We start from the raw sequence: 16373 nt of genomic DNA on the forward strand, positions 1-16373 counted from the left end.
GCGAGCGATCCCCTGATCGCCACGGGTGACGTTAGCGGTGTGCCGAGGGGCCGGTGCACCACCCGTTCTGGGGGGTTGCGATCAAGGGGGGCCGTCGGATCGACAGAACGGAAACCGGGCTTCACCGGGCCCGGAAGACGATGGTCATCGCCACCGCGCTCTATCGCGGCAGCCACCTGGTCGCGGGAGGCGCCGTGGTCGCCCAGCACCAGCGCGACCGCCTGTTCCCGTGGCTGGCGCTGGTCGCCGCGATCGCGTTCACCGCTCTGATCTGGTTCATGGCGGCCCGGCACCGGCGGCTCGTTCCGTGGGCCGTGGGGCTCGACGTCCTGGTGACCGGCTGCCTGCTGCCCTTCGGCGCGTACGCGTGGGGAGGGGCCCGCGCCCAGGAGTCGATCGCCTGGGTCATGCTCCTGGGCGGTTCGGCGTCGGCCATGGCCGCCGTCGCCTTCGGAGCGCGGCTCCTCGTCGTCGCCGTGGCGCTCCTGGTGGCCACGCATCTCGCCGGGTACCTCATGGTCGAGGCGGACGCCGCCGTGACCGGCGCCCATCTCAACGCCCTGGTCTTCTCCGCCGTCGTCTCCTGGGTGCTCACCTGGTACCTCTGCCGACAGGGCGAGCAGGTCGACGAGGCCAACCGGCGGACGCTGGCCGCGGAGGCGCAGCGGGCGAGGTTCGCGGAGCGCGTCGCCCATCACAACGCCCTGCACGACACCGTCCTCGCCACGCTGACGGCCATCGCCCGCGGTGGTGTCGACGCCAACACCTCAGTGATGCGGGAGCGTTGTGCGCGGGAGGCCGCGTACCTCAGGAGGCTCGTGGAGCAGGCGGACGACCGTGAGTCCGCCTCCGGGGTACGGGCCGCGCTGGAGGAATCCGTACGCGCTGCCGAAGCGCTCGGGCTGCGGGTGACCGCCCGCTACCACGAGCCGCCCGCCGTCCCCGGCGAGATAGCGCTGGCCATGGCGCGGGCGGCGACCGAGGCCCTCAACAACGTCCGGTGCCACGCCGGTACGGGGCACGCCTACCTGACCGCCGCCGGCGACTCCGGTCGGCTGATCGTCACCGTGGTCGACCGAGGCCGGGGCTTCGGCACCGGATCCGCCGGACCAAGGAGATCTGCCGCACCGGAGGGGTCGGGCGGATCGGAGGGGTCGGGCGGTTCCGCCCGGCCGGTCACCGGCGGGATCGGGCTCGACCGTTGCGTGTACGCCCGGATGCGCGGCGTGGGCGGCCGGGCGTTCGTGGACAGCGCCCCCGGCGAGGGCGTGCGCGTGGAGCTGAGATGGCCGGGGTGATCACCGTCGCCGTGGTCGACGACGACCGGATGCTGCGCGACGGCATCCGGTCGTGGTTCGCGGGAGTCGAGGAGTTACGCCTCGTCGCGTGCGCCGCGACCGTCGACGAACTGCTCGCAGGCCCCTGGGAGCCGCCGGACGTCGTCCTGCTGGACCTCATGCTGCGGGACGACCGGCCGCCCGCCGACAACATCCGCCGCCTGCGGGCGGCCGGCAGCCGGGTGTTGATGATCAGCGTGGTGGCGGACCGCGACCGGATCGTCTCGGCCATCTCGGACGGGGCCGACGGCTTCCTCACGAAGGACCACGAGCTGTCCGTACTCGTCGAAGCCGTCGTTGAGATCGCGGCCGGGCGCACCGCCCACTCCCCGGAGCTGGCCTTCGCGCTCGCCTATGACCGTGGCTCCACCCGCCCCCGGCTCTCCCCCCAGGAACGCGAGGTGCTGGTGGGGTACGCCTCCGGGCTCACGCTGAAGGCGACCGCCCGCAGGGCCGGGATCACGGTGAACACGGCGAAGTACTACCTGGACCGGGTGAAGGCCAAGTACCAGGAGGCGGGCCGGCCCACCTACACCAAGATCGACCTGGCGACCCGGGTCCGTGAGGACGGCTGGCGTTGACCCGTACGCGTGCGGCATCCGAAGATCGCTGGTGTGAACCGCCCTCCTGACCTGCCTCCGCCCTCGTCTTCGCCCTCACCCTCAGGCGAACCGCCTCGTACGGACGGGCCGCCCTCGCCCTGGGCCCCGCCGCAGTCCTCGGCCCAACCGCCACGCCCGCCCGAACCAGGGCAGCAGTCCTGGCAGCAGGGCTGGGACAGACCCCAGGAGTGGAGCCGTCCGCCGACCGGGCCGGTGCGGGCGCCCTCGGGCTCCCGCTACGACGAGCAGGGGTGCAACGGCCAGGGCGGCCGGTTCGGCTGGCTGGGCGAGCTGTCCGCCGTCGTGGCGCTGGTCGTGGTGGGCGTACTGGTCGTCAGCATCGTCGGGTTCGTCGTCGCGGAACTGCTGGACGCGGGGCCCGCCTCGGCGGACAGCGACCTCTTCTTCGAGGACCCGGTCGCGGACCTCGTCGTACAGCTCCTCGGCATCGCGATCGGCATACCCATCGTCCTGGGGGGCGCCCGGCTGCTGGGCCGGCGGCCCGCCGGGACCGTCTCCTCCGTCGTCGGGCGGCTGCGGTGGGGCTGGCTCTGGCGGTGCGCCGCCGTGGGGTTCCCGCTCATGGTCGTGCAGATCGGCCTGCTGATCGCGTGGACGTGGAACGACGAGCCGCTCGGGGAGTCGGGGAGCGGCTTCCCGGGGTGGCCCGTCTTCCTGCTGAGCCTGGCCGTGGTGCTGGCGCTCGTCCCGTTCCAGGCCGCCGCCGAGGAGTACGTCTTCCGGGGCTGGCTGGTCCAGGTGATCGGCCGGGTCGTACGTTCGCCCTGGCCCGCGATCGTGATCGCTTCCCTGCTGTTCGCCCTGGCCCACGGGTTCGGTGAACTCTCCGGGTTCCTCCTGCTGCTGTACTCGGCGCTGTGGTGGGGCTGGCTCGTGATCCGTACCGGCGGTCTCGAAGCCGTGATCGTCATGCACGTCGCGAACAACCTGCTGGCCTTCGGCCTGGCGGCCGGCTTCGGTGAACTGGCCAGCACGGAGACCGCGGCCGACGCGCCCTGGCAGGCCATGGCGATCGAGCTCGTCTTCGCCCCGCTGTACTGCCTGACCATGGCCCGGATCGCGGACCGCCGCGGGGTCGAGCGGGTGAGCCCCTGACCCCTGCCCCCGCGGCGGCCTTCGCTTCACGCCGCGTTCAGCGCCACCGTGCGCGGAGTTCCTCCGGAGGCCAGGACGGCACACTGCCCGGGGGTCAGAACGGCACGGTCAGCTGCGCCCGGACGTGCGCCCGCAGCACCCCCGCCATGTCCGTCCCGCAGTCGCTGATCAGCCACTGGATCTGGAGCCCGTCCATCAGCGCGATGAGCTGCTGCGCGGCGGCCGACGGATCGACGTCCTCCCGGAGTTCGCCCGCCTCCCGGGCCTGGCGGTAGGCCCGTTCGGTGTTGGCGACCGAGGTGCGGTAGCGGTCCTCGAAGTACCCGTGCGCGGGATGGCCGGGCGATGTGGCCTCCGCCGCGACCACCGAGAACAGCTCGACGATCCCGCGCCGCTTCGCGTTCAGCTCCGCGAGGTCGGTCAGCCGGCGCAGATGGCCGACGCCCCGCGTCGCGCCCAGGGACAGCCACTCGTCGTCCACGTCGTCGCGCCGCTGGAGCACGGCGAGGAGCAGTGCCTCCTTCGTCGGGAAGTGGTGCAGGAGGCCCGGATGGGAGATGCCGCAGCGGGTGGCGATCACCCGGAGCGACGCGCCCCGGTAGCCGGCCTCGCCGAACAGGGTCATCGCCTGGTCGAGGATCTCGGTCCGCTTGGCCCGGCCCTTGGCGTAACCGCGCCCCGGCCCGGAGATCACGCGCCGTCACCCGCTGTCGTCCGCATCGGACACCTCTCTCGCTCCACTGCCACGGCCCGGATTCTCACGGACCGCATCCCGGATCCCTCAATACTTACCAAGCGGTCGGGATTGAGCGTACGGTACTGCGAGTGCCGTCGTGGCCGTGGCGAAAGGAACTCCTGTGGGCCCCAGACCGCCGTACCTCGACCCCGAGCTGCCCGTGGCGGAGCGGGTCGCCGACCTCCTGGGTCGCATGACGCTGCCCGAGAAGGTCGGCCAGATGCTCCAGCTCAACGCCAAGGAGGGGGTGCGGCACCTCGTCGAGGACCTGCACGCCGGCTCGATCCTGCACGCCTCACCGGAGCGGGTGCGCGAGGCCGCCGTGCTCACCGGCAGGACCCGGCTGCGCATCCCGCTGCTCGTCGCGGAGGACTGCATCCACGGGCACTCCTTCTGGGAGGGGGCCACGATCTACCCGACGCAGCTCGGGATGGCCGCCACCTGGGACCCGGAGCTGGTGGAGCGGATCGCGCGGGCGACGGCGGTCGAGGTCGCGGCGACCGGGGTGCACTGGACGTTCTCGCCGGTCCTCTGCATCACCCGGGACCTGCGCTGGGGCCGGGTGAGCGAGACGTTCGGCGAAGACCCGCACCTGATCGGCGAGCTGGCGTCCGCGATGGTGCGCGGCTATCAGGGCGACGGCCTCGACGACCCGACCGCGATCCTGGCCTGTGCCAAGCACTTCGCCGGGTATTCGGAGACCCAGGGCGGCCGGGACGCCAGCGAGGCCGACATCTCACGGCGCAAGCTGCGCTCCTGGTTCCTGCCGCCGTTCGAGCGGGTCGCCAAGGAGGGCTGCCGGACCTTCATGCTCGGCTACCAGTCGATGGACGGCGTGCCGGTCACCGTGAACGGCTGGCTGCTCGACGAGGTGCTGCGCGGCGAGTGGGGCTACACCGGGACCCTGGTCACCGACTGGGACAACGTCGGCCGCATGGTGTGGGAGCAGAAGGTCCACGCCGACTACGCGCAGGCGTCGGCGGCGGCGGTCCGTGCGGGCAACGACGTGGTGATGGCCACGCCGGACTTCTTCCAGGGGGCCCAGGAGGCCGTCGCCCAGGGTGAGGTGACGGAGGCGGAGATCGACGCCGCCGTACGCCGCATCCTGACGCTCAAGTTCGAGCTGGGCCTCTTCGAGAACCCGCGCCACCCCGACGCCGACCGGCAGGCCGAGGTCATCGGCAGTGGGGCGCACGCCGCGCTGAACCTGGAGGCGGCCCGCCGCTCACTGGTCCTCCTGACGAACGACGGCACGCTGCCGTTCGCGGGCGGCCTGACGGCCGACGACGAGGGCCGGGGCCGGTCCGCCGCCGCCGACCGCCCCCGTACGGTGGCCGTCGTCGGCCCCAACGCCGATGACGCCCAGACCCAGTTGGGCGACTGGGCGGGCTCCTCCGGGCAGGCCGACTGGCTGCCGGAGGGCCAGCCGCGCGCCATGATCCGTACGGTTCTCGACGGCTTCCGCGACCACGTGCCCGCCGACTGGACCGTCGCGTACGCGCCGGGAGCGCGGATCCTCGACGTGGGCCCGGACCCGGAAGGGGCGTTCTTCCCGGACGGTCAGCCCCGCCCGGAGGCCGTCGTCCCGGCGGCCCCCGACGCACGGCTGATCGCGGACGCGGTCGCGGCGGCCGAGGCCGCCGACCACGTGGTGGCCGTCGTCGGCGACCGGATCGAACTGGTCGGCGAGGGCAGGTCCACCGCGACGCTCGAACTCGTCGGCGGCCAGGTCGCGTTGCTGGACGCCCTCGCGGCCACGGGCAAGCCGCTCGTCGTCGTGGTCATCAGCTCCAAGCCGCTGGTGCTGCCGCCGTCCGCACTGGGCGCGGCGGCGATCGTGTACGCCGCCAACCCGGGCATGCTCGGCGGCCGGGCCATCGCGGAGCTGCTCCTCGGGCTGATCGAGCCGACCGGCCGGCTGCCGCTGTCCTTCGCCCGGCACGCGGGCCAGCAGCCGACGTACTACAACCAGGTGCGCGGCCAGCACGGCTCGCGCTACGCGGACCTCACCCAGCGCCCGGCGTTCGTGTTCGGCGAGGGGCTGAGCTACTCGACGGTCACCTACACGGACCTGGAGGTGCTGACGGCGGTGGTCGACGAGTCGGAGACCGTACGGGCTCGGGTCACGGTGACCAACACGGGGGCGCGGTCCGCGCTGGAGACGGTCCAGGTGTACGTGAGCGACACGGTGACGTCGGTGACCTGGGCGGAGAAGGAGCTCAAGGCCTACCGCCAGGTGGAGCTGGCCCCCGGGCAGTCGCGCGAGGTCCTCGTCGGGCTTCCGGCGGCCGCCTGCACGCTCGTGGACGCGGAAGGCCGCCGTGTCGTGGAGCCGGGCCGCTTCGAACTGCTGGTCGGCCCGTCGTCCCGGGACGAGGCGCTGCTGCGGGGGGAGTTCACGGTCAAGGGGTGAGCCCGGGACCGTGACGGCTCCGCCGCCGGTGGGCAGGAGGGCGACGCCCGCCCCCACCGGCGGAACCCACCACACCCCGCGCCCGGTGAACGGGGCGCATCCGGGGCGCGCTGAGAAGAAGCGTTTCCGCGTGCGGGTATTCGCCCGTACGGGTGTGGCGCGGCCGTCCGGACGGCGGTGGGGCGAGCACAATGGGGCCGCGGTTCGTGCAGAGGCGCGCAGGCCCCTCTCCCGCACCTTGCGCTCAAGGAGGACCGGTGGCGGAGAGCTGGACGGTTCAGCGAACGGGGCCGGGGGATGTTGCGCGCACGCAGGCGCGGGAACAACTTCTGGAAGCTGCGAGGGAGTTGTACGGCGTCAACGGATACCGGGCCACCGCCGAGCACGATGTGTGCGAGGCGGCCGGCGTGCCGGTCGAGGTGCTGCGTCAGGAGTACGGCTCCCGGGAGGGGCTGCTCATCGCCCTCCACAACCGGGTCACGACGACCGGACTGCGGGCGGCGGAGAGCGCCCTGCTGAGCGAGGGCATCGAGGAGTGCTCGATCGCGGAGCGGGTCCGGCTGCTCTTCGACGCCTATGTGGAGGCCGTCACCCGCGATCCGCGCGAGGCCCGTGTGACGTTCGTCGAAGTGCTGGGGGTGAGCGCCGTGGTGGACGAGCACTGCAAGCTCTGGCGGGCGCTGTGGACGGAGTTCCTGACGGGCGAGGCCGAGCGGGCGGTGGAGCGCGGCGAGGCGGAGGACCGGGACCACCGGGTCGACGTGATGGTGATGGTCGGCACCGTCCACGAACTGATGGCCCACCACGCCCGCCGCTGCCGCCGGGCCCGCCCCGGCGAGGTCTCGGGCGAGCTGACCCAGCTGGCGCTGTCGATGCTGGGGTCGCGGTCGCAGGAGTGAGGATGCGGAACGCTTCCACCGGCTGACAGGCCGGCCGCATGTGGTGGGGGAGCCGCCTTCGGAGCTGGTCAGCCCGACGCCGCCGCGGTGACCGGTCCGCCCGCCGGAACCGGCCGCCCGGCGTACGGACCGCCCAGCCCCCACGCCTGGTGCATCGTGTCGGCGAAGGCCGCGGCGAGGAGGTGTTCGCCGGTCGGGCCGGGGTGCGTGCCGTCGTACGTGTCCGTGTGGATGTCGTACGCCGTGGGGCGCGAGGCCAGCAGGAGCGGGGAGGACGCGGTGTCGAGGCCAGCGACGGCCTTGGCGAGGAGTTCGTTGAAGTGTGCGCAGGAGGCGGCGAAGGGGGCGTCCGTCTCGGCCCGGATGTTCGGTATCACCGGGAGCAGCACCATGCGGACGTGCGGGTTCGCCGTGCGCGCCGCCATGACGAACGCGCGGGCGTTGGCCGCTGTCTGTTCGGCGTCCGTGTAGAACCCGAGGTCTATCAGGCCGAGCGACACCAGCAGGACGTCCGCCTCCGTCTCGCGCACCGTGTCCGCGATCACCGGGGCCATGTGCAGATAGCCCTCGCCCCAGCCGGACAGGTGCCGGCGGGCGGCGGGCGGGAAGGACGGGTCGGCGTACGTGTGGGAGAGCGGGGCGTTCGCCTCGGTGTCGTACAGCGTCGAGCGTGGGCCGACGATCTCGTACGGGAGGCCGGGGAACGCCTCCAGGTGCTGCCACATCCGGTAGCGCCAGGTGAAGTCGCCGGCGCGGCCGATGGTCATGGAATCGCCGACGAAGAGGAAACGCATGGCGTCATCATGGCCGATCACGGCTCCGGCCTGCGACGTGACGATGGACACTTGGGCCATGCGTTCGTATCCGACCGGCCCGGCAGGCCGCGCCGCCGCCACACTCGCCGCCGCCCTCGCCGTCGCCCTGCCGATGTTCGCCGGGTCCGGTCCGGCCGTGGCCGACGACGGGCGGCCCGACCGTGACTTCACGATCGAGGACCCCCGCATCACCGAGTCCAGCGGCCTGGCCGCCAGCCGCGCCCACCCCGGCGTCTACTGGACGCACAACGACAGCGACGACGGCCCCTACGTCTTCGCCGTCGACTCCCGTACCGGGAAGACCCTCGCGACCATCACCATGAGCGGGGTGGGGGAGCCGCGGGACGTCGAGGGCATCTCCATCGGGCCGGACGGCGACATCTACGTCGGTGACATCGGGGACAACCTGGACGGCACCTGGAGTCATGTCTGGATCTACCGCTTCCCCGAGCCGAAGACGCTGCGCGACGCCACGGTCACGGCCGTCCAGTACGACGTGAAGTACGCCGACGGGGCCCGCAACGCCGAGGCGCTGATGGTCCACCCGAAGACCGGCCGCGTCTACATCGCCTCCAAGAACGAGGACGGCGGCGGTCTCTACGAGGGCCCCGCGAAGCTGACCGCCGGCTCCGCGAACGTGTTCCGGCGGGTGGACGAGGTGCCGTGGGTGACGGACGGGGCCTTCTCACCCGACGGGACCCGGCTGGTGCTGCGCTCGTACTTCAGCGCCCGCGAGTACGCCTTCGAGAAGGGCCGCCTCGGTGCGGACCGGTCGGTCGGCGCCCCGTTCCAGCGGCAGGCGGAGTCCGTGACGTACACGGCGGACGGCTCGGCACTGATGTTCGGCTCGGAGGGGGCGCGCAGCGATGTCGTCCGGGTGGAGGTGGCGGGCGGGCCGGGGAGCGGTTCGGGGTCCGGTGCGGATTCCGGGTCCGGGTCCGGGTCCGGCGATGGGTCCGGGGCTCCCGCGAAGGGCGGCGACGAGGCCGGGGGCGGTGACGGCAACGTGGCCCTCGGGGCCGCCGTCCTCGTCGGGGCGGCGGCCCTCTGGCTCGCGCTGAAGCGGCGGCGCGGGCAGGGGTAGGGGCAGGGGATCCGGCGCTCCGCGCTCAGGTGTCCTCCGTCACCGGCCACACCTCGTAGTGCAGCGTCTTGTCCCGCTTCAGCCGGTGCACCAGCGGGACGAGCACGCCCTGCACGGCCGGGTACTTCCGCGACATCATCCGTGCCGCGTGCGTGTTCTCCTTCGTGCCCGGCCGCAGCAGCCGTGCGTACGCCCTGATCTGCGGTCCGGTGGGTCTGCCCCGGACCGTGCAGGGGGCGATCTCCACCTGCGGGTGGTTGCGCATCCGCTCGACCTTCCAGGCGGAGGAGAACGTGCGGATGAACGCGTGATCGCCCTCGACGGCGATGTTGACCGGTGTGCCGACGGGGGTCCCGTCCTGCCGGTGGGTGCTCAGCAGGACGGTGTACTGCTTCACGAAAGGAGCGAGCTCCGGGCTGGCGTCCATATATCCATTGGGGCACGGGCCGGGGGCGCTGTCATTTCCGCGCCGCTGTCCGCGCCGCTGTCCGCGCCGCTGTCCGCGCCGTCGCCCTGCCTGGCGTTCAGCCTGCCGCTCGGTCGGCCGTCCGCTCCGCGACCAGGGCCTCGAAGCCGGCGATCAGCCGTTGCAGCCCGAACTCGAAGTGGTCGAAGTCGGCGCTGAAGGTGTCCTCCGACATGCCCGCCATCATCGGGTACGCGCCGCTGAGCATGGCCCGCTCCAGGTAGGGGCGCTGGCTGTCCCAGAACTCCTCGTTGCTCAGCCCGGTCTGCGCCACCGCCTCCGCCGCGTCCCCCTGGGTACGGGCGAGACCCTCCACGAAGCTGTTGACCGTGATGATCACGCCGATCAGCTCGGCGTCGCGCAGCCCCATGGACCGCAGCGCGGTGAGGGAGAGCTCCAGACCGCGCAGGGCGCTGGGGCCGAGCACCGTACGGGCCTGGTTGATCTTCAGCAGCCAGGGGTGGCGGCGCAGGTTGTCCCGGTAGGTCCGGGCCATGGTGCTGACCGCCATCCGCCAGTCGTCGGGTACGTCGTGGGCGGAGGCGGCGGGGTGTTCGGGCTCGGCGGACAGCGGCTCGCCCAGCACCCGGTCGAGCATCAGGTCCAAAAGTTCGGCCTTGCCGGGGACGTACCGGTAGAGCGACATCGTGCCCGTGCCGAGCTCGGTGGAGAGCCGGCGCATGGAGAGGGCGGCCAGCCCTTCCGCGTCCGCGACATCGATGGCGGCCGTGACGATCCGTTCCAGCGTCAGGCCCGGTTTGGGGCCGCGGCTGGGGCGCTCCCCGGTGCCCCACAGGAGCTCCAGGCTGCGCGCGATGTCGCCGCTCCCGGTGGCCGTGCCGTCCGTCGCCGCTGTCGATCCGTCTTTCGCCATGAGGTCAGCGTAGTGCGCCGGAACAGGCTTGGGTACACCGTACCCGCATGAGAGTACGGTGTACCCAGTGTGGGGTACGGTGTACTCAGTCAACGTCCGGGCAGTCGCAGAGAACAGGGGGTTGTGCCATGGGCACGCCTAAAACCGCGTCCGGGTACGCGGTGCTCGCCGAGGGGGTCGTGAAGCGCTACCGGGGGCGGGGGAAGGGCGCGACGGAGAAGCGGGCGCTCGACGGATTCGACCTCGCCGTCCGCCCCGGCACCGTCCACGGCCTGCTCGGCCCGAACGGAGCGGGCAAGACCACCGCCGTGCGGGTCCTCGCCACACTCCTGCGGTACGACGCGGGCCGGGCCGAGGTCGCCGGGCTCGACGTGGCCCGCGAACCCCGCCGGGTACGGAGCCGGATCGGGCTCACCGGCCAGTACGCGGCCGTCGACGAGGGCCTCACCGGGCGGCAGAACCTGGAGATGTTCGGTCGGCTCTTCCACCTCGGCAACCGCCGGGCCCGGCAGCGCGCCGGGGAGCTGCTGGAACGGTTCGACCTGGTCGAGGCGGCCGACAAGGGCGCCAAGGAGTACAGCGGCGGCATGCGGCGGCGGCTCGACCTCGCCTCCTCGATGATCCTTTTCCCCGACGTGCTCTTCCTGGACGAGCCGACGACCGGGCTCGACCCGCGCGGCCGGGGCGAGGTCTGGGACGCGGTCCGGGCCCTGGTGGCAGGCGGTACGACGGTGCTGCTGACCACGCAGTACCTCGACGAGGCGGACAGGCTGGCCTCGCACATCACCGTCATCGACCGGGGGCGGGCCATCGCCGACGACACCCCGGACGCGCTGAAGAACCGGGTCGGCGGCGACCGGATCGAGGTCGTCGCCGCCGACACGGAGGACCTCGCGGCGGTCGCGAGGACCGTCGACCGGGTGGCCGGCGGCGGGCTCGTCGTCACCGACGCCTCCGCCCGCCGGGTGCACGCCCAGGTCGCCGACCGGGTGGCCGCGCTCACCGAGGTGGCCCGGAGCCTCCAGGACGACGGGATCGCGGTCGAGGACATCGGGCTGCGCCGGCCGAGCCTGGACGACGTGTTCCTGCGCCTGACGGGACACGGCGCGGAACACGGCACGGCCCACGGCACCGGGAACCGCGACGCACGAGAGGTGGCGGCGGCATGACCACGCTCGAACAGAAGCCCGGGGTGACCGGCGGGGGCCGCGAACACGGCCTCACCTACTGGGCGGTCTCCGACTGCTGGAACATCACCCGTCGCACCCTCACCCACTACCAGCGCCACCCCTCCGCCGTCGTCTGGCAGCTCGGCTTCCCGATCCTCTCCGTCCTGCTGTACGGATACGTCTTCGGCAGCGCGATGAAGGTGCCCGGGGGCGGGGACTACCGGGAGTTCCTTATGCCCGGCATGTTCGCCATGACCATGGCCATGGGCTTCATGAACACCGCCGTGGCCGTCGTCACCGACGCTGCCAAGGGGGTCGTCGACCGCTTCCGGTCCATGCCGATGGCCCCCTCCGCCTTCGCCTCCGGGCGCGGGGCGGCCGACCTGGTGGTGGCCGCCGCCGAGCTGACCATCCTGGCCGTCACGGCGCTGCTGATCGGCTGGCGCGCGGACGGCGGGGCGGTAGCGGCCCTCGGGGCGTTCGGGCTGCTCCTGCTGCTGCGGTTCAGCCTGATCTGGGTGGGCGTCTGGCTCGGCATGCTGGTCCCCACCCCGGAGGCGGCGGGCGGGCTGTACGCGGTGGCCTTCCCCGTCACGATGATCTCCAGCACCTTCGTGGCCCCGTCCCTGATGCCCGGCTGGCTGGGCACGGTCGCGGCCTGGAACCCGATCTCCTCGACCGCGACGGCCACCCGCGAACTGTTCGGCAACCCGGTGGCGGGCGGCGGTACCTGGGTGGAGGAGCACGCCCTGCTGATGGCGGTGGTGTGGCCGCTCGTGATCACGCTGGTGTTCCTGCCGCTGGCGGTCCGGCGGTTCCAGCGTCTGAGCCGGTGAGGGCCTGAGAAGGGCGGGGGACGGGGCGGAAAGGGGCGCGTAGGGTCGGGCCGTGTCCACCGTCGCGCCCCTGTCCTTCACCACCGCCCGCCTCGACGCACTCCCTCTCGATCCGGCGTACGCCGAGGAGATGGCGGCCGTCCTCGCGGACCCGGCGCTGTACGTGTTCACCGGGGGCGGCCCGCCGGACCCGGCCGCGCTGCGGTCCCGGTACGAGCGCCAGTGCACCGGCTCGCCGGACCCGGGAGAGCTGTGGTGGAACTGGGTGCTCCGGATCCGCGCGGACGGGAGCCTCGCCGGATACGTCCAGGCGACCGTACGGGGGCCCCGGGCGGAGATCGCCTGGGTGGTCGGGACGCCGTGGCAGGGCCGGGGCTACGCGAGCGAGGCGGCGAAGGGCCTCGCGGCGCACCTGGTCGCAGCCGGAGGCGTCCGGGAGCTCGTCGCCCACGTCCACCCCGACCACGCCGCGTCCGAGGCGGTGGCCGCGGCGGCGGGCCTCCGGCCGACCGGGGAGTGGGAGGACGGCGAGAGGCGATGGGCCGCGAGCGCGACGTTCCCCCCGATGCCGTAAGGCGCCAGAAACGTGAGGCCTACGAGATGTCCAGCCGATCGTGCCGGGTTCGCGATGCCCGGTGCGGCATACCAGGACCTGCTGTACCAGTCGCGCAGCAAGGTCAGCGACTGAACGGCCGGGCATGGCCTTGACGGAGTCAGGTCTGAGCAACGGAACGGGGAAGAAGTCCTACGCGCCCTCGACGCTCAGGGGCGCGTTCGAGTGGGGCGCTCGTCGTCCTCTCGAAGTCGGACGACGGCAGGCGCGACACCTCTCGTGCGCGCCTGCCGCACTGCGGTCCCTCAGTCCTGCGGTGCGACGCGGATACGGTTCCCGTCAGGATCGGCTGCGAGGAAGGTCAGCCCGAACCCCGCATCATGAGGCTCGCGCAGGATCGTGATCCCCTTGGACTTCCACTGATCAAAGATTGCGTTGAGCTCGTCGGGGCCACCGTCGATGGCCAGGCAGACCTCACCGGTGCGCGGGACGTCCGGTGACAGATCCTCGAACTGGCCGGACCACAGAGCGAGGTCAGCGCCCGGCCCGAGGTCGAAGGCGATGTATCCCGGAGTCTCGAACGAGGGGCTCATGCCGAGGAGGTCGCCGTAGAAACGAGCTGCGGCGGAAGCGTCGTTCACGTAGACGATGGACACGACGGATGTGCTCATGGTTTTCCTTCTCACAGGTCGTAGGTGTGCATCCGCCAGCATGACCGGGATATGCGCCGCATCGTGTCGCAATTCCTGAAAAAATTGGTGGGTGACCCCAGATCGCTTCTTCGCCCTGATGATGCTCCTCGAATCGAGGGATGCCGTGACCACACAGGAACTTGCCTCAGCGCTCGGGGTGTCCCTTCGAACCATCACCCGAGACCTGAACTGGCTCCGCGACGCCGGTCTGCCGGTGACCGCGCACCGGGGCCGCCTCGGAGGCGTGACCATGCTGCCCGGGTCCGGGCTCGACCTCACGCGACTCACACCGGGCGAGCGTGATCATCTGTCGCTCACCGGGCTGGATGAGAAGCAACGTGCGGAACTCGACGCATCGGCCGAAAGCCGCCGCGCGCTCTCCAAGATCGTCGCTGCACAGCCACGTCGAGTTCATGAGCTCCTGCCGCTCACCGACGTAGTGCACGTGGACAGCCGTCCCTGGCGTCAGGCACTGGCTTCCGGTGCGACTCCGGCCTTGCTGATCGGCGCGGTGCGGCGAGGCCGCCGGCTACGGATCGAGTACGGCAGCCCACGCGAGTCGTGCCCACGCGACCTGGTCGTGGATCCCTACGGGCTGTTCGCCAAGGCCGGCATCTGGTACCTCATCGCCGACTGTGCCCGGGTGCCACGGATGTACCGACTCGAACGGATCACGACGTGGAAGGAAGTCGACCAGCCACGACGGATCCGCGAGAGCCAGACCCTGGCCACCGTCGCTGCCGCGCTCATCGATCGGTGGGAACACAACCACGCGACAGAGGTCAGCGCCACCATCGACCGGACCCAGATCGAGCGAGCGCAACGGATCTTCGGCCTACGACTCGTCCGGGACGACCATGAAGAATCCGCCACCGGCCACAAGGTGACGATCCGCTTCCTGCATCTGGAGGACGTGCGAGCACTACTGCCGTTCGGGAACGCCGTCACTGTGCACGGCCCCGCCGAAGCCAGGGCTCACCTCCGCGACCTCGCCACCGATCTCGCCCACCACTATGCGCCGTCACCGACGTCCTGACCCGCGCCGCCTAGGGTGGTGGCAATGACCACTCCCGACCCGTCGCCCGACTTCCTGAACACCACCCGGGCCTCGTACGACGCCATGGCCCCCGCCTACGTCGAGTTCGTCCGCGGTGAGTTGGCGGCCAAGCCGCTGGAGCGTGCCCTGTTGAGCACGTTCGCGGAACTGGCGGCGGCGGGCGGCGGCGGCCTCCCGGTGGCCGATGTCGGCTGTGGAACGGGCCGGGTGACCGCACATCTGCACGAACTGGGCCTGGGGCTCGACGTGTTCGGGATCGACCTCGCCCTGCAGATGGTCGCCGTGGCGCGGGAGGAACACCCGGGTCTGCGCTTCGAGGAGGGGTCCATGCTCGGCCTCGGGCTCCCGGACGCCTCGTTGGGCGGCCTGCTCGCCTGGTACTCGACGATCCACGTCCCGGACGAGGAACTGCCGCGTGCCTTCGCGGAGTTCCACCGCGTACTGGCCCCGGGGGCCCACGTGCAGCTGGGCTTCCAGGTCGGGGACGAGGCGCAGCGGCTGACGGAGGCGTGGGGCATGGAGATCTCGCTCGACTTCCACCGACGGCAGCCGGAGAAGATCGCCGGGCTGCTGCGGGAGGCGGGCCTGGACGTCCGGTCCGTGGTGTGGCGGGAGCGGGAGACGGACGGGCCGTTCCCGGAGCGGGCGCCACAGGGGTTCGTCCTCGCGCGGAGGCCGTCCGCGGTCTGACCGCCCCGGCTGTCGTCCCATCTCGGGCTGACCCCGGCTGTCGCCCGATCCCGCCCGCCGCCGGTCCCGCCCGACGCCTGTCCCGCCCGCCGCTTGTCCCGCCCGGCCCTGCCCGCTGTCCGGCCCGGGCGGGGTGTCGCACCACCGGCTCACCCAGGATGCGGAACGCCCCATAGTGACCAGACTGGTCACTATGGCAGACCAACGTTCAGCGCCCGCCGAACGCTCCTCCCCGGGGACCCGGAAGAAGTCCCCGGCCAGGAAGGGGCCCGAGCACGCAGCCCGCGCCGCCTGTCAGAGCCTGGTAGCGCTGATCAGTCACCCGGCCGAGGGCGTCTCCGCGATCCGACGCTCCGACGACGACGGCTGGTGCGTCGTCGTGGACGTCCTCGAAGTGCCGCGCATCCCGGACACGACCAGTCTCCTCGCCTCGTACGAGGTGCGGCTCGACGGGTCCTGCGAACTCGTGGAGTACACGCGGGTCCGCCGCTACCGGCGCGGTGCCGCCGACGAGTGACCCGACTTCGTCCGACAGCTGGAAGGACCCCCCATGACGACCACGACCTACGTCGACGGCGCCGCTCCATGCCCGCCCCGCGCCGGCACGCTCTACGACGTGCTGGAGCTCATTCTCGACCGGGGCATGGTGATCGACGTGTTCGTCCGTGTCTCCCTGGTCGGCATCGAGATCCTCAAGATCGACGCGCGCATCGTCGTGGCGAGCGTCGACACCTACCTGCGCTTCGCCGAGGCGTGCAACCGTCTTGACCTCGAACGTGACTCCGGCAGCACCACCGTCCCCGAGCTGCTCGGCGGCTCCGCCGCCCGGTCCATGGGCAAGCGGAAGGTGCGCAAGACGGTGGAATCGGTCGGCGACACCGTACGCAAGGCGGTCGGGGCCGGCGGGTCCGACGACGACGAGTACGAGGAGGAAGAGGCGGAGGAACGGCCGGCGCGCCCGAAGAAGCGCCGCGCCCCCGCCCGCAGCAGTGGCAGCGGTGGCACGAGCCGTCGCCGCAAGGCTGAGGCCTGAG

At 72.0% G+C, this 16373-nt stretch carries 18 protein-coding genes; 13 read left to right on the forward strand and 5 right to left on the reverse strand.

What is annotated here, in order from left to right; genetic code table 11:
- The first annotated feature begins 140 nt into the window (after positions 1-140).
- From IG90_RS0116930 to IG90_RS0116940, 3 genes are all read left to right on the forward strand, one after another.
- The gene (locus IG90_RS0116930; protein WP_030584515.1) at positions 141-1298 is read left to right on the forward strand and encodes a sensor histidine kinase; all 1158 of its coding nucleotides are present in this window, start codon (positions 141-143) and stop codon (positions 1296-1298) included.
- A complete protein-coding gene (locus IG90_RS0116935; protein ID WP_030584519.1) occupies positions 1286-1918 on the forward strand; it encodes a response regulator in 633 nt (210 codons plus the stop codon). Before IG90_RS0116930 ends, IG90_RS0116935 begins: the two co-directional genes overlap by 13 nt.
- Positions 1919-2152: 234 nt before the next feature.
- On the forward strand, positions 2153-3055 hold the full coding sequence (locus IG90_RS0116940) for a CPBP family intramembrane glutamic endopeptidase (RefSeq protein WP_030584522.1): 903 nt from the start codon (positions 2153-2155) through the stop codon (positions 3053-3055).
- A gap of 94 nt (positions 3056-3149) precedes the next feature.
- On the opposite strand, the gene IG90_RS0116945 is transcribed toward IG90_RS0116940, so the two are convergent.
- Positions 3150-3749, reverse strand: coding sequence for a TetR/AcrR family transcriptional regulator (locus IG90_RS0116945; RefSeq protein ID WP_030584525.1), 600 nt, complete (start codon positions 3747-3749; stop codon positions 3150-3152).
- A gap of 163 nt (positions 3750-3912) precedes the next feature.
- On the opposite strand from IG90_RS0116945, the gene IG90_RS0116950 reads away from it, so the two are divergent.
- Both IG90_RS0116950 and IG90_RS0116955 read left to right on the forward strand, forming a co-directional pair.
- The gene (locus tag IG90_RS0116950; protein WP_030584529.1) at positions 3913-6204 is read left to right on the forward strand and encodes an exo-beta-d-1,3/1,6-glucosidase; all 2292 of its coding nucleotides are present in this window, start codon (positions 3913-3915) and stop codon (positions 6202-6204) included.
- Positions 6205-6461: 257 nt separating this feature from the next.
- Positions 6462-7103 (forward strand): TetR/AcrR family transcriptional regulator, encoded by a 642-nt coding sequence (locus IG90_RS0116955; RefSeq protein ID WP_030584533.1) that lies wholly within the window; start codon positions 6462-6464, stop codon positions 7101-7103.
- 68 nt (positions 7104-7171) lie between these two features.
- Here the strand turns inward: IG90_RS0116955 and IG90_RS0116960 are convergent, their stop codons facing one another.
- A complete protein-coding gene (locus IG90_RS0116960; RefSeq protein ID WP_209443557.1) occupies positions 7172-7957 on the reverse strand; it encodes a GDSL-type esterase/lipase family protein in 786 nt (261 codons plus the stop codon).
- Between IG90_RS0116960 and IG90_RS0116965 the strand changes: the two genes are divergently transcribed.
- On the forward strand, positions 7956-9002 hold the full coding sequence (locus IG90_RS0116965) for an SdiA-regulated/phytase-like domain-containing protein (protein ID WP_030584535.1): 1047 nt from the start codon (positions 7956-7958) through the stop codon (positions 9000-9002). The genes IG90_RS0116960 and IG90_RS0116965 overlap by 2 nt on opposite strands.
- 25 nt (positions 9003-9027) lie before the next feature.
- Here IG90_RS0116965 and IG90_RS0116970 read toward each other — a convergent pair whose 3' ends face one another.
- On the reverse strand, positions 9028-9429 hold the full coding sequence (locus tag IG90_RS0116970) for a PPOX class F420-dependent oxidoreductase (protein ID WP_030584536.1): 402 nt from the start codon (positions 9427-9429) through the stop codon (positions 9028-9030).
- Positions 9430-9526: 97 nt separating this feature from the next.
- On the reverse strand, positions 9527-10342 hold the full coding sequence (locus IG90_RS0116975; RefSeq protein ID WP_030584537.1) for a TetR/AcrR family transcriptional regulator: 816 nt from the start codon (positions 10340-10342) through the stop codon (positions 9527-9529).
- Between the two features lie 128 nt (positions 10343-10470).
- On the opposite strand from IG90_RS0116975, the gene IG90_RS0116980 reads away from it, so the two are divergent.
- From IG90_RS0116980 to IG90_RS0116990, 3 genes are read left to right on the forward strand one after another with little or no spacing between them, the layout of a single operon-like run.
- Complete coding sequence (locus IG90_RS0116980; protein WP_030584538.1) at positions 10471-11511, forward strand: daunorubicin resistance protein DrrA family ABC transporter ATP-binding protein; 1041 nt, start codon at positions 10471-10473, stop codon at positions 11509-11511.
- Entirely contained in the window at positions 11508-12347 is an 840-nt protein-coding gene (locus IG90_RS0116985) for an ABC transporter permease (protein ID WP_030584539.1), read from the forward strand. The genes IG90_RS0116980 and IG90_RS0116985 overlap by 4 nt, the downstream gene beginning before the upstream one ends.
- Positions 12348-12399: 52 nt before the next feature.
- A complete protein-coding gene (locus IG90_RS0116990) occupies positions 12400-12921 on the forward strand; it encodes a GNAT family N-acetyltransferase (RefSeq protein WP_030584540.1) in 522 nt (173 codons plus the stop codon).
- Positions 12922-13205: 284 nt separating this feature from the next.
- Here IG90_RS0116990 and IG90_RS0116995 read toward each other — a convergent pair whose 3' ends face one another.
- Positions 13206-13571 carry a VOC family protein gene (locus tag IG90_RS0116995; RefSeq protein ID WP_030584541.1) on the reverse strand — a complete coding sequence of 122 codons (366 nt, stop codon included), beginning with the start codon at positions 13569-13571 and terminating at the stop codon, positions 13206-13208.
- A 91-nt stretch (positions 13572-13662) separates the two neighbouring features.
- Here IG90_RS0116995 and IG90_RS0117000 point away from each other — a divergent pair, with 91 nt between their 5' ends.
- The 4 genes from IG90_RS0117000 to gvpJ all read left to right on the forward strand — a co-directional run bounded on the left by IG90_RS0117000 (position 13663) and on the right by gvpJ (position 16372).
- Positions 13663-14628, forward strand: a complete 966-nt coding sequence (locus IG90_RS0117000) for a helix-turn-helix transcriptional regulator (protein WP_030584545.1) — start codon at positions 13663-13665, stop codon at positions 14626-14628.
- A gap of 24 nt (positions 14629-14652) precedes the next feature.
- Entirely contained in the window at positions 14653-15339 is a 687-nt protein-coding gene (locus tag IG90_RS0117005; RefSeq protein WP_030584548.1) for a class I SAM-dependent methyltransferase, read from the forward strand.
- A 193-nt stretch (positions 15340-15532) separates the two neighbouring features.
- Positions 15533-15856, forward strand: coding sequence for a gas vesicle protein GvpO (locus IG90_RS0117010; protein WP_030584563.1), 324 nt, complete (start codon positions 15533-15535; stop codon positions 15854-15856).
- Positions 15857-15889: 33 nt separating this feature from the next.
- Entirely contained in the window at positions 15890-16372 is a 483-nt protein-coding gene (gene gvpJ, locus IG90_RS0117015; RefSeq protein WP_030584566.1) for a gas vesicle protein GvpJ, read from the forward strand.
- Position 16373: the final 1 nt, after the last annotated feature.

It is taken from the genome of Streptomyces anulatus (assembly GCF_000721175.1).
In the GTDB taxonomy this organism is placed as follows: domain Bacteria; phylum Actinomycetota; class Actinomycetes; order Streptomycetales; family Streptomycetaceae; genus Streptomyces; species Streptomyces anulatus_C.